Annotated in this window: 10 protein-coding genes; 6 read left to right on the top strand and 4 right to left on the bottom strand. The window is 37.1% G+C overall.

All coding sequences use genetic code 11. The features are described 5' to 3' along the window. Positions 1-552 precede the first annotated feature (552 nt). On the top strand, positions 553-1,182 hold the full coding sequence (locus ABXH34_RS14380; protein ID WP_353572577.1) for a Maf family protein: 630 nt from the start codon (positions 553-555) through the stop codon (positions 1,180-1,182). A 72-nt stretch (positions 1,183-1,254) separates the two neighbouring features. Next, positions 1,255-2,514 (top strand): glutamyl-tRNA reductase, encoded by a 1,260-nt coding sequence (gene hemA, locus ABXH34_RS14375; protein ID WP_353572576.1) that lies wholly within the window; start codon positions 1,255-1,257, stop codon positions 2,512-2,514. Positions 2,515-2,519: 5 nt separating this feature from the next. Here the strand turns inward: hemA and ABXH34_RS14370 are convergent, their stop codons facing one another. Beyond that, positions 2,520-3,245 (bottom strand): DUF502 domain-containing protein, encoded by a 726-nt coding sequence (locus ABXH34_RS14370; protein WP_353572575.1) that lies wholly within the window; start codon positions 3,243-3,245, stop codon positions 2,520-2,522. Between the two features lie 227 nt (positions 3,246-3,472). Here ABXH34_RS14370 and ABXH34_RS14365 point away from each other — a divergent pair, with 227 nt between their 5' ends. Continuing rightward, on the top strand, positions 3,473-4,126 hold the full coding sequence (locus tag ABXH34_RS14365) for a glutathione S-transferase family protein (RefSeq protein ID WP_353572574.1): 654 nt from the start codon (positions 3,473-3,475) through the stop codon (positions 4,124-4,126). A gap of 246 nt (positions 4,127-4,372) precedes the next feature. Here ABXH34_RS14365 and ABXH34_RS14360 read toward each other — a convergent pair whose 3' ends face one another. Beyond that, entirely contained in the window at positions 4,373-5,272 is a 900-nt protein-coding gene (locus ABXH34_RS14360; protein WP_353572573.1) for a mechanosensitive ion channel domain-containing protein, read from the bottom strand. Positions 5,273-5,284: 12 nt separating this feature from the next. Then, positions 5,285-6,055: a hypothetical protein gene (locus ABXH34_RS14355; RefSeq protein ID WP_353572572.1), complete on the bottom strand. Its 771-nt coding sequence runs from the start codon at positions 6,053-6,055 to the stop codon at positions 5,285-5,287. Positions 6,056-6,679: 624 nt separating this feature from the next. Here ABXH34_RS14355 and ABXH34_RS14350 point away from each other — a divergent pair. Then, positions 6,680-7,888, top strand: a complete 1,209-nt coding sequence (locus tag ABXH34_RS14350; protein WP_353572571.1) for an NnrS family protein — start codon at positions 6,680-6,682, stop codon at positions 7,886-7,888. Positions 7,889-7,937: 49 nt separating this feature from the next. Here ABXH34_RS14350 and ABXH34_RS14345 read toward each other — a convergent pair whose 3' ends face one another. Beyond that, positions 7,938-10,343 carry an ATP-binding response regulator gene (locus ABXH34_RS14345; protein WP_353572570.1) on the bottom strand — a complete coding sequence of 802 codons (2,406 nt, stop codon included), beginning with the start codon at positions 10,341-10,343 and terminating at the stop codon, positions 7,938-7,940. 773 nt (positions 10,344-11,116) lie between these two features. Between ABXH34_RS14345 and ABXH34_RS14340 the strand changes: the two genes are divergently transcribed. Together ABXH34_RS14340 and dapA are read left to right on the top strand one after the other, a co-directional pair. Further along, positions 11,117-11,560: a CBS domain-containing protein gene (locus tag ABXH34_RS14340; RefSeq protein ID WP_353572569.1), complete on the top strand. Its 444-nt coding sequence runs from the start codon at positions 11,117-11,119 to the stop codon at positions 11,558-11,560. A 64-nt stretch (positions 11,561-11,624) separates the two neighbouring features. Beyond that, positions 11,625-12,503, top strand: coding sequence for a 4-hydroxy-tetrahydrodipicolinate synthase (gene dapA / locus ABXH34_RS14335; RefSeq protein WP_353572568.1), 879 nt, complete (start codon positions 11,625-11,627; stop codon positions 12,501-12,503). Positions 12,504-12,756 lie beyond the last annotated feature (253 nt).

The following is a 12,756-nucleotide window of genomic DNA, read 5'->3' as shown; positions in this document are numbered from 1 at the left end:
CTTAAGTACTTCATCAGTGAATGGATTTTCTCCATTTCTACAGATTTCTATCCTTCGTTGTATTTCCTGTTTGAATTTGTTATCAAATTATTTTGAATAGTGACTTAAAAACATAAATATACGCGAAAATGCAAGAGCACCTCCCATAATTCTATCGTAATTAAAAAATTGCAGTACAACTCCAGCATCAAAGTAACTAAAACACATAACAATATAACTTAAACAAATAATTTTCTTGACTATATTATTTTTCACATTTGAGTATATGAGATTGAAATGCGCTGTTAATCCAAATGCGATGATAATTAGAGTGCAGGTATCCATTTGTTTAATTCTTACCGTATCAGTCTTAGAAATATTTTTTTATAATTTTATTCGTTTGTTAGGATTAGCCGTTTGTCTAAAATTGCCAGTCTTAAACCCCATCTCACAACACATTCCGCTATATTATTCCTAAATTCAGAATCAATAATGCAACTTAAATATTGACAGAAAATTTAAGCCGCCTATCATAAACGGTTTTTTTGATTGAAATCGCTAGCGAACCTATCCATGACTATCATTCATCATAATCAAGCTACTACCTGTCCACGCCAATTGGTTTTAGCCTCGTCATCGCCTTATCGTAAATCTGTTTTAGGTCGTTTACATGTTCCGTTTGACACTTTCTCACCGCAAGTTGACGAAACTCAATTAGTCAACGAATCAGCAACGGATTTGGTACAACGTTTAGCTGAATTGAAAGCCCGAGCCGCGCAAACTTTATATCCACAAGCTTTAGTAATTGGCTCAGATCAAGTGGCTGTAATTGGTGAAATGATTTTAACTAAACCGCATAACCATGATAATGCAGTCAAACAGCTTTCAGCAATGAGTGGTAAGCAGGTCGATTTTTTAACAGGCTTATGTCTATTAAATACAGAAACTCGCAAAGCTCAAGTTGATATTGTACGGTTTGGAGTCAAATTCAGAGTATTAACCACCGACCAAATTGAACACTATTTACAACATGATAAACCTTATAATTGCTCAGGTAGTTTCAAATCCGAAGGTTTGGGCATTGCTTTGTTAGAACGTATGATTGGCAGTGATCCAACCGCTGTGATTGGTTTACCTCTGATCCGTTTGGTGCACATGTTGGAAGCAGAAGGGGTAAGTGTTCTGAATTCGCATTTTAAATAAATCTTGTATTTCGATGCAGATTTTCGCACAATGCTTGTTTTATTGAAAAATGACTGAATGAATGGAAATTCGATGCAATTAATTGCAATTGGCCTCAATCACACCACTGCCCCTGTTGCTATCCGTGAACAAGTTACATTTTCCCCAGAGCATCTAACTCATGCCTTGCACGAGATTATTGAGCGAGGAATTGCCTCTGAAGCAGCGATTGTATCGACTTGTAATCGGACTGAATTGTATTGCCATGCTGAGCCAGCCCAAGTTGAACAAATCATCGATTGGTTGTGTCAGTACCACAATCTTCAAGCTGACGCGCTACGTAAGCATTTATATATTTATGCAGATAATCAGCAAGCCATTCATCATCTATTACGAGTTGCCTGTGGTTTAGATTCAATGGTGTTGGGCGAGCCACAGATTTTAGGTCAACTAAAAAATGCCTATCAGACGGCACGCGAAGCCAAAGCAATTAAGCGTTTGTTAACTAAAGCATTTGAATATAGTTTTTCAGTTGCAAAACAAGTACGTACTGATACTGCGATTGGTTCTAGTCCTGTTTCCGTGGCCTTTGCAGCGGTGCGTTTAGCCCAACAAATTTTTGGGGAACTCCATAAAAGTACCGCATTGCTATTGGGTGCAGGCGAGACCATTGAGTTGGCTGCACGGCATTTGTCTGAAAATCAATTAAATCGGATGATTGTTGCCAATCGTACTGTTGAACGGGCACGCACTTTAGCCAAAGAATTTGCAGGTTATGCGATTACTTTAGAAGAGATTCCAATGCACTTGGCAGAAGCTGATATTGTGATCGCCTCCACTGCCAGTCCCATACCGATTTTGAGCAAAGAAATGGTGCAAGCGGCAATTAAAATTCGCAAACACAAGCCCATTTTTATGGTTGATATTGCTGTGCCACGCGATATTGCCGAAGATGTAGGAGATTTGCCCGATGTGTATTTGTATACGGTTGATGATTTAAATGAAGTGATTCAGGAAAATTTACGTTCTCGTAAACAAGCCGCGCATCAAGCTGAAGAAATTATTGAAACCCAAGTGTCACATTTTATGGGTTGGCTGAAATCATTGGATGCAGTGAGTACGATTCGAGATTTGCGTGAACAGACTCAAAACACCCAGCAAGCATTAGTGAACAAAGCCAAACGGATGTTAGATAATGGCAAGCCTGCACCTGAAGTCATTGAATATATTGCACATACTTTGGCTAATAAATTAATCCACTCTCCTTGTAGCCAATTGCGTCAAGCCAGTTATGAGGGACATCATGAAATGATTAACATGACCCGCCAGTTATTTCAGCTAGAAGAAGAGTGAAACGTTTATTTTTTATCGGATTCTGAAGTACTCACACCTTGGCTGTAAAACATGGTATCAGGAGCAACCGCACCGCCTGAAATAATGAATGTCATGGCCTCGTCCATCGTCCAATCTGTTGATGTCACATTTTCTAAAGGCACGATTTCCAAATAGCCTGATGTGGGATTAGGCGTAGTGGGTACATAAACCGCTGCTAACTTTTGTCCTGTTATACTATCGGTTAAAGTCCGAGTCACAAAACCAACCACTTTCATATTCTGGGTTGGAAATTCAATTAAAACCACCCGTTGAACATCAGTAGGCTGTTGTTGTAAAGATGAAACCAGCTTTTTTATCGCGCCATAAACCATTTCAATCACAGGAATACGGTGCATAAGAGAATCAACCGCTGCCAGTAATGTTTTACCAATAAAATTGGATGTTCCCCATCCCAATAAATATAACAGGCCTAGCGTAAGGCTAATGGCTAAGAAAGAACTCAGTATAGAGACTAACCAAGGGTCTAAAGCAGTAATCCAAATAGAATTGTAGAAGCTAGGAAAATTGGCTTGGATTATCCCAGATATATAATTGACAATAGGCGTACCTATTTGAGACAACAATGCTAATAAAAACTGAAATACAAAAATAGTCACGACAATTGGAATCGCAGTTAAAATACCTGTCAGGATATAACGTTGAATTTGGGGCATTTTAGATTCTCTAGGTTCTGGTGTTTGTTTACTCATCTGAAAGTCTAATCAAATAAAATTGTAAGATATTGTAAAGCTTTTTAGTTGGTGAGTAATCAGAAAATTTAAAGACTAAAATCGCAATATATAGATAAAACATATTCTTTTCTATTGAAGTCATTTTAATTTTGCCCAATTATTAAAATGCTACAAGGAATAAAAACAACCCCACGAAGAATTATTTATAAGCTCCTCACAATCTTTGAAGAAGCAAGGAATCCATCATGGCAAAAATTGAATTAATTAGTTTTAAATTATGTCCGTTTGTACAGCGCTCGATTATTACCCTGAAACAGAAAAATATTGATTTTGATATGGCTTATATTGATTTACAGCAACCACCACAATGGTTTTTAGATATTTCGCCGTTGGGAAAAGTGCCTGTATTAAAAGCAGAGAATGAAATTATTTTTGAATCTGCAGTGATTAATGAATATGTTGATGAAATTACCCCGCCCAGTTTGCATCCTGAAACCGCGATTGAAAAAGCAAAACATCGAGCATGGATTGAGTTTGGTTCAACTTTGTTGATGAATTTATTTGGATTTTATACTGCTGAAACAGCGGAAGCTATGGCAAAACAACAGACTGAATTATCGAATAAATTGCAATATTTGGAAAACGTAGTTGCTGGAACATACTTCAATGGTCAGCAGTTGTGTTTAATTGACACTGCGTATGCACCTCTATTTATGCGCATGGATTTACTCAATCAACACTTAGATTTTGATCTTTATGCACAAATCCCCAAAATAAAAGCATGGGCGGAAAATTTGGCAACGTTACCTGCCGTACAGCAATCTGTTGTACCTGAATTTCCACAGATATTTGAAAACATGTTAGTGAATAGACAGAGTTATATATTAAAAAATAAATAGTACGTTGGTTTATAGTCAATTCTGTCTTGAGTGAGGACTGGCAGTCCTGAAATACTTTAAATATCAAATATTTTTAAAATTTAGGACTGCCAGTCCTATATCATCTTAAAATAAAATGACTGTAGTTAAATAACCTGAATTTGATATAAAAATAGTTTATTTTCAAAAAAACCTACAAACTAACTCGCGCATAATCATTGCCCGAAGATATTTTTATCATCAACTTTTTTGCGAAATTTGAGTTGCTTAACTGAGATCAGTCTGATTTTTTGCTTTAAACTCTCTTTTCCAGTAAGGAGCAGCCAATGGCAAATTGTGTTCATGCGCAAATTTCAAGAATGCTTTACTTACATCACTGACAAATAAAGGCTCGTTATAAGTTGATGCAACATACGCTCTTGCAACCAGATGAATGGAATTTATTTCTTGGTTAACATAGATTTGCATAGGTTTAGACATTTCAAAATAAGGTGATGCTTGAATTGAGTCCCAAATAATATCTTCAGCACGTTGGATATCCGCTTGACTTGCAAAAGAGGCTAAATAAAAATTCATTTTACATAATGATGAACGCTCGCCAGCATTGGCAGATACCAAATTCTGATTCCATAAACTACTGGTTGGAATACTGACTAAATCATCGTCAAGTGTTTGCAACATAACGAAAAATGTTCCTATAGACAACACTTTTCCACTATGACCATTTAGGGTAACACGGTCACCTACTTGAATCGGTTTTGCAAAAACAACCAACGTTTTAAACGTTAAGCCATTTAAAAATGCGGTCGCAACGTCAGTACCTGAGGTTAATGACCAAACTAAAATTCCTGCAAACGCTAAAATTAATGCATTTTGGCCTGCTTGAGATACAAAGGGTGCAATAACAAAGGGTGCAACGAAAATAGCTAAAATAAAAATTAAAGATTGGGCTTGGGCTTCAAAGCGTGTTGCTGATAATTTTTCAGCTGTATTCATGATACTTTCTTCTGGTAAACCCACACTCTGACGACGTTTTGCTTTCCGTTTGCGGGCACGTTCAAACCACATTTCAGGTAAGAAAAAAGCCGTGAAAACCAAAGTGATATACATCAATACTGGTGGGCTTAATAGTTCATTTAACGTGTCTTGAATTGTCTTCATATCCATTTCAGTATCTCCCTAACAGTAACTTTCTAACACGTCAATAAAATCTACACCCATTGTTTCGCGTAAACAGAACAAAACTCTTGCTAGAGCCTCTTCTGTAATAGCAAAAACAGTTTCACCAAATTCCTCACGGCGTGAAGCGATTCCAATTTTTTCATACAGAGGTAAAACCAAATCCGATAAACCATACGGCATACCTAAATCATTTGCGATCTGTTCTGAAGTAGAAGGCCCACTGACTAGTAAGGTGGCTAAAGCACGACGCTCATCACGTGCAGCTTGAGAGGCAATCACTTCACGTAAAACCAGATATTTTTCCATCACGTTCTTATCTCTAGGCTTATAACCTTCACGCTCAAACTCTTCGAGCTGACTCATTTCTGCCAATAAACTTTTTCTTATTTTTCGATAAGAACCTTCAATTTTATCGGTTTCAGGTATGATGATGTCAAAATTCTTAGCACCCTTTAAAAAAGCATAAGAAAATGCATCAATTTCGAAATAAACTGTCCCCAATGATTCATCAATTGCTTTTTCACTATTGCGCACAAATTTTTTAATTGCACCAAATTGATCAGGACGACGACGAAATAAACGACCAACTGAACCAATGTACATTGGCTTTTCTTCGCCAAGTTGTCCGCGTAAATCAGTGTAAATGTGCTTTAATGCCGCTTTATAGTCATCAGATTGTTTGGCCTTCGCGTGAATATTTGTGGCTGAAAAAGCATCATCTGCTTTTACTATCGGCCACCCTACCGTTAAGATTGTGTCAATTGCCATCGCATTTGCCATCCTAAATATGGTGTGAGAAGTTGAGGTTTTTTATGAATAATTTAAGTACTAATCATACTCAAAATTACAGCAATAAGCCTAACAATGTTTTTAACAATTTTTGAGTCATATTAGTTATTATTTTTATGGGCTTCATTTTATTCGATTGAATTAAACTAAACTGTACTTTTTAGCTGAATAGAATTTATCCATTTCCTAAAAATGAAACCCGTGTATAGCCTAGATTTTATTGTTTAATAAGTGTCTTAAGTATTATTGTATAAATACAGTATATTTTATTTTAATTCAAATAGGTAGTGCGTATTCTTTAGATAAATAAAAATCAAGAAGAGTATTTTTGAACGTATTTTCAGTATTACAGCTTAGCTGTTATATAATGAGGATAATCAATATTGAAGATATGAGAGGCATCCAATAATAAACAATGATTATTAAAATTAAGATTGATATTAAACTGATTTATTATACAAAGAGTTATTTATATTATTTTCTATAAAAAACTGATTTTTGTTTATTTCATCTATTTTATTTGAAAAAAGCTTATTATTGATAATATTCACGACCAGTTAAATTGCTACTGAATCAATTTGCCGTGACAAATGAGGAACAATTATGTCACTACATACATTACACACATCCAATTCACCCCCTTCTAATCTTAAAGCATTTGCTTTATTTAATTTGGGATTTAGAGCTTTTTTTCTTGGTGCGGGTTGGTTTGCTATTTTGTCCATGTTGATGTGGATGTTTATTTATGCAGGACAGCTTTCTATGCCATTATCAGGCATTCCCATCACTTATTGGCACGCGCATGAAATGATTTATGGTTATGGTTTAGCCGTGATTGCAGGTTTTTTACTGACCGCAACTAAAAACTGGACAGGCCAACAAACCTTGCATGGATGGAGCTTAGCTGCATTATTTAGTTTATGGGTTATAGCGCGTTTGATGCCATTATTTAATTTGCCTATTTTATGGATCGCAGTCCTAGATTTAAGTTTTTGTGTATTTTTAATTGCATCGATTGCATGGCCAATTATTAAAGTACGTCAATGGCAGCAATTGATTTTATTGGTTAACATTTCGTTACTGACTATTGGGAATGGATTATTTTATCTGGGATTATTAGGGTTTGTTGCACAAGGAGCAATCTGGGGGCTTTATTTTGGACTCTATTTGGTTATTGGCTTAATCATGATTATGGGACGACGAGTGATTCCGTTTTTTATAGAGCGTGGCGTGGGTTATCCTGTGAAATTGAAAAACTGGTTATGGTTAGATATCAGTGGTGTTGCTGCATTTGTCGCTTTTTTCATACTTGCAACATTTACCCAATTTGTTGACTATGCTGCAACTCTGGCTCTACTTGTATTCGTTTTACATAGTATCCGTTTGTGGGGTTGGTACACGGTGGGGATTTGGAAAAAATCATTGCTTTGGAGTCTTTATATTTCCTATGCCACGATAACATTTGGCTTTTTACTCTACGCACTCAGTTTTTATTTTGGCTGGTTTCCACTCTTAGCCGTTCACCTGTTTGCTATTGGTGGCGTTGGTTTAATGACTTTGAGTATGATGGCGCGGGTTGCATTGGGACATACGGGGCGTAATTTGCAACAACCACCCGTAATTCTACATTATTTATTTCTGATTCTATTTGCCAGCGCAATATTGCGGGTACTGATGCCATTACTCATCTGGGAACTATATTTTTACTGGATTATCAGCGCTCAGATTTTGTGGATTATTGCCTTTTTAGGATTTGTATTTGTTTATACCCCAATATTAACTCGCCCAAGAGTGGATAATGTGATGGGTTAGTGGATTTTTAGGACTGGTCGTTCTCAGAGAATTCCAGTCCTAGTCAAATTTAAAGTGTCTTCTTATGCGTTGTTTTTGCTAATAATTCACGAACATGGCGTAATAATTCATCGCGGTGATACGCGCCTTTTTGGAAAACGGTATCAACTCGATTATTCAACCACACGCGATCCTCAATCGTAATATCTTTTGCGGTTAAGACTACAACAGGAATCTGTCGCCATTTTTGGTGTTTGCGTAAATTTGCAATAAATTCAAACCCATCCATTTCAGGCATCATCAAGTCTAATAGAATTAGATCAGGCTGATATTTATCTAAACAGCGTAAAGCCATTTCACCATTATCTGCTTCAATTACCTGCCAACCCGCTTTATTCAACATTCGAGTCACCAGTTCACGGGTACGCTCATCATCTTCTGCAACCATGACGCTAAATGGAGGTCTTTCTGCACGATATTTACGCAACACAGCGGTTAATTGATCGCGACTAATCGGTTTAGTCAAATATTCAGCAGCACCCAATGAGTATCCAATGTCTTTATCTTCAACCAAGGTCAACATAATAACAGGAATGTGAGCTAAATCAGGGTCTTGCTTCAAGCGGTTTAATACTTCCCAGCCATCCATTCCCGGCATCATCACATCCAAAGTAATTGCATTCGGACGTAATTTTCGAGCTAATTTCAGACCTTCTTGACCATTTGACGCGACCGCAACTTGATAACCAATCTTACTTAAATAGGTTTTTAATAATGTTCGGGCAGCGGTATCATCATCAATAACTAAGACAATACCTCCTTCTGCTGGCATCGATAATCCACCTGATGCGGGTAATGCCTCTTTCTCATCGCTACCCAATTCTTGCGGTGTAATCTCAGCAGGCAATTGCACTGTAAAGGTACTACCTTTGCCAAATTCACTTTCTACGCTGATTGTACCGTGCATCATGTGAGAAAAATGTTTTGTAATCGCTAAACCTAAGCCCGTACCGCCATATTTTCGCGTGGTTGACGCATCGGCTTGAGTAAAGCTTTGGAATAATTTCTCTTGCTGCTCAGTCGTCATACCAATACCATCATCTGACACTCTAAACCGCATCCAATGATGTTCACCCCGTTGAAAACTCTGCACATCTAAGGTGACATGGCCTTGTTCGGTAAATTTAGACGCATTACTTAATAAATTTAATAGGATTTGTCGAGTTTTGGTTAAATCTGAGTGCATTTCACCCAAAGAATCGCCCCGTATCACGTTTAATGTATTGGCTTTATTTTCTATCAACGGCTGGATAGTGGTCACAATATTGTCAATCATGGCATTGAGGTTAAAGGTTTCGACATATAAATCCATTTTGCCTGCTTCAATCTTCGATATATCTAAAATATCGTTGATTAAGCCCAATAGATGCTTCGCTGCTGCATGGATGCTTTTCACATCAGGGACTAAATCCAGCTCTAGTGTCACATCACGTAATTCTTCTTCCAGCATTTCACTGTAACCAATAATTGCATTCATTGGTGTACGCAGCTCATGGCTCATATTGGCTAAAAATTGGCTTTTGGCTAAATTGGCTTCTTCTGCTTTATGTTTGGCCGATTTTAATTCCTCAGCAACCCGCTTTTGAGCCGTGATATTTTCAATATTAGACCATGCGTATAGCTCATTATCACGTTCAATAATTAAAGCTGAAATTCGTACAGGCACGGTATAGCCATCTTTATGCTGATAAATTTTCTCAACAGGTCCATATTGGCTGCCAACATCTAATTGTTTAAATTCAAATTTTGCAAGCTCAATATCATCCTCAATCACAATATCCCAATAATTAAGCCGATGTACTTCAGTCACGGGATAGCCAATAATCCGAGCAAATGCAGGGTTTACAGTCACAAAACACCCATTATCAAGCTTCCACAAAGAAAGACCAACCAGCGTGGCTTTTAATAAATTACGATTATCTTGCTCGCTATCACACATCCCTTTATACGAACGTTGTAAGTTAATTCGCATGGTATTAATCGCGATAATCACATGTTCTAACTCATCAGCTGCTTCATCAGGCTGCGAGTTCCGATCTAGGTTTAAGACATAGTCTAAGCTGTCAGGGTCTAGCTGCTCAGTATATTGGGCAATTTTATTTAAGTGTCGCGCTACCATTTTATGGAAGCCCCACAAAATAAAAATGGCAACGAGAAAAATAGCCGCCGCATTGGCAATCAAAGCCACAACGGCTCGATTCATTAAACGTCCGTAAATATTCTCAGTGGTTGCAACAAGGTGCAATTGGCCTACAAAAACTTTAAAATTATCTTTCTTATGGATCAATTCAAACTTATGTTGTAACAGTAGATAATCCTGTTTTGCATCGCCGTATTCTAAAAGAATATTTCCTTTTAAATCAGTAATATAAACATGCTGCATATCTGAAAGACTGGCTATGTCACGCAAAAACAAGTCGACCTCCTCATTTTCACCAAGCATCAGATGTGTACTTATATTATCTAAGTAATTTTTTTCAACGTACTCTATCCACTTTTCAAGATTTTTTATATCGATTCTATATTCCATCCCAAGTTGAATGGAAGTTGTAAGTAATGTTATCAAAAAGCTGACAAGCATCACGTAGAAAGTGAATTGATAGGCAATTTTGCGTTTAAATTTAAACAGTTTCAAAATTTTTCTCACTTTGACGTGTTTCTATGACACGATTCTAACGATTCATTGAGCATTTGCAATATTTTAATACAGAAAGCTCGGTCATTTTAAGTTTTTAGCATTTTTGGGTTCTAATTTAAACCCATTCTCTATTATTTTTTAGAACAAATAGCAGCAGAATAACCCATTTAAAATACTTTGGCTTATCCAAACCCTTAGCCAATCTTTTTGGAAAATAATGTAATCCATTAATTTTATTAAAAATGTTTTATTTAAAATCAATTACTTATATTGTTATGACAAGGCTATTATTAGCTAAATATTCATTTGATATTTTGTCAACTTGTTGAATTACAATATGGTTACAAATAATAATTAAAGAGATTACTGGTTTAAGAACTTAAACAGATACTAGCTGCAGTTCTTTCCGATTATATAGCGAGTTGTGATCCCGCATAATCTCAATACAAACGGGGTGAAAGCCTCTCTTAAGAAAAGATAAATAATTGTTCATTGATAATTATGTACCGTTCACTGATAATTGATCATTGTTAACAAGAGGGAATATAAGCATGATAACTGTACAGGATTTAATGAGTGAACAACTTTTCACTCTAACATTAACAGACACAGTACATGAAGCCAGAGAGGCGATGTTAAATAATCGAATTCGTCATATTCCCATTGTAGATAAGGATGGTGAGTTTGTTGGTTTAGTGACTAAGCATGATATTTTAGAAGTTTCAGTCTCTGCTTTAGCTGAAATTGATAATGATACCCGTGATGAATTAGAGTCTGCGATCCCTCTGGGCGAAATCATGATAACGGATATTACGATTGCGTATGCAGATTCCAATTTATTAGAAGCTGCTAAATTCATGTTAGAACAAAAGCATGGCTGTTTGCCTGTTCTTCAAGATAGTCGTCTTATTGGCATTTTAACTGAAGCTGATTTTGTTAAATTAGCCCTACATCTTATGCAGCGTTTAGATGAGCTAGAAACTGGAAAAGTATAGCTTGTCATTCCACAATGAGCGACGTATCATAATTGGTTACTTGTAAAAGCTGGAGTCTAATTCAATGTTTCAGGGCAGTATTGTAGCACTTGTTACACCCATGACAGATGATGGTCAAGTTGATTATAATGACTTGCGCCGTCTGGTTGAATTTCACATTGAAAACCAAACAGATGCCATAGTTGCAGTAGGCACAACGGGTGAATCTGCAACTTTAAACCATACAGAGCATGGTGAGGTAATACGCAAGGTCGTGGAGTTTGCGAATAAACGGGTACCTGTGATTGCAGGAACGGGTTCAAACTCAACTGCTGAGGCGATTGAATTAAGTAAGACAGCACAAGCCGATGGTGTAGATGCGTGCTTACTCGTAACGCCTTACTACAACAAACCAACCCAAGAAGGCTTATATCAGCATTATAAAATTATTGCTGAAGCACTTGATATTCCTGTGATTTTATACAATGTCCCCGGACGTACCGCGTGTGATATGTTACCAGAGACCGTGAAACGTCTTTCTACGATTAAAAATATTGTTGGTATCAAAGAGGCTTGGACTGATACACAGCGAATCAAAGATTTAACTTGTTTTGCTAGTGATGAGTTTGTGATTCTCAGTGGTGATGATGCGACGGCACTCGATGTCGTGTATGCAGGCGGTAAAGGCACGATTTCTGTGACTGCCAATGTCGCACCGAAAATGATGCACGAGATGATTGCACATGGCTTAGCAGGTCGCAAAGCAGAAGCTGAGGAATTGAATCAACAATTGATGGGTTTGCATAAAAACTTATTTGTTGAATCCAACCCCATCCCTGTGAAATACGCGGTACACAAATTAGGCTTGATGGGCGAAGGCATTCGTTTACCATTATTAGCTTTGAGTGAAGAACATCGCGCTACAGTTGATAAAGCCATGCAACAAGCAGGTGTTGGGCTTTAAGACTTTGGATGGGATGACTCATGAAACATGATGTTACGCTAAAATCACTGTTTCATGAGTTGCCTCATAAGCTGGTCGCTATAGTCATTTTATTTTAAGATGATACAGGACTGGCAGTCCTAGGTTTTAAAACTATTTGATATTTAAAGTATTTCAGGACTGCCAGTCCCGCTCAAGATAGAATTAACTATATCTGAACAGGCAGTACGGTTCAAGAAATTCTCACCGTTGAATATCCCAGTGTTCGAAACGT

Source organism: Candidatus Albibeggiatoa sp. nov. BB20 (assembly GCA_016744725.1).
Taxonomy (GTDB): domain Bacteria; phylum Pseudomonadota; class Gammaproteobacteria; order Beggiatoales; family Beggiatoaceae; genus Albibeggiatoa.
This window is presented reverse-complemented; position numbering and strand designations above follow the sequence as displayed.

Bases quoted from the DNA above. Each gene is read 5' to 3' on its own strand.
- ABXH34_RS14380 (WP_353572577.1), top strand. From the start codon at position 553: ATGACTATCATTCATCATAATCAAGCTACTACCTGTCCACGCCAATTG.
- hemA (WP_353572576.1), top strand. From the start codon at position 1,255: ATGCAATTAATTGCAATTGGCCTCAATCACACCACTGCCCCTGTTGCT.
- ABXH34_RS14370 (WP_353572575.1), bottom strand. From the start codon at position 3,245: ATGAGTAAACAAACACCAGAACCTAGAGAATCTAAAATGCCCCAAATT.
- ABXH34_RS14365 (WP_353572574.1), top strand. From the start codon at position 3,473: ATGGCAAAAATTGAATTAATTAGTTTTAAATTATGTCCGTTTGTACAG.
- ABXH34_RS14360 (WP_353572573.1), bottom strand. From the start codon at position 5,272: ATGGATATGAAGACAATTCAAGACACGTTAAATGAACTATTAAGCCCA.
- ABXH34_RS14355 (WP_353572572.1), bottom strand. From the start codon at position 6,055: ATGGCAATTGACACAATCTTAACGGTAGGGTGGCCGATAGTAAAAGCA.
- ABXH34_RS14350 (WP_353572571.1), top strand. From the start codon at position 6,680: ATGTCACTACATACATTACACACATCCAATTCACCCCCTTCTAATCTT.
- ABXH34_RS14340 (WP_353572569.1), top strand. From the start codon at position 11,117: ATGATAACTGTACAGGATTTAATGAGTGAACAACTTTTCACTCTAACA.
- dapA (WP_353572568.1), top strand. From the start codon at position 11,625: ATGTTTCAGGGCAGTATTGTAGCACTTGTTACACCCATGACAGATGAT.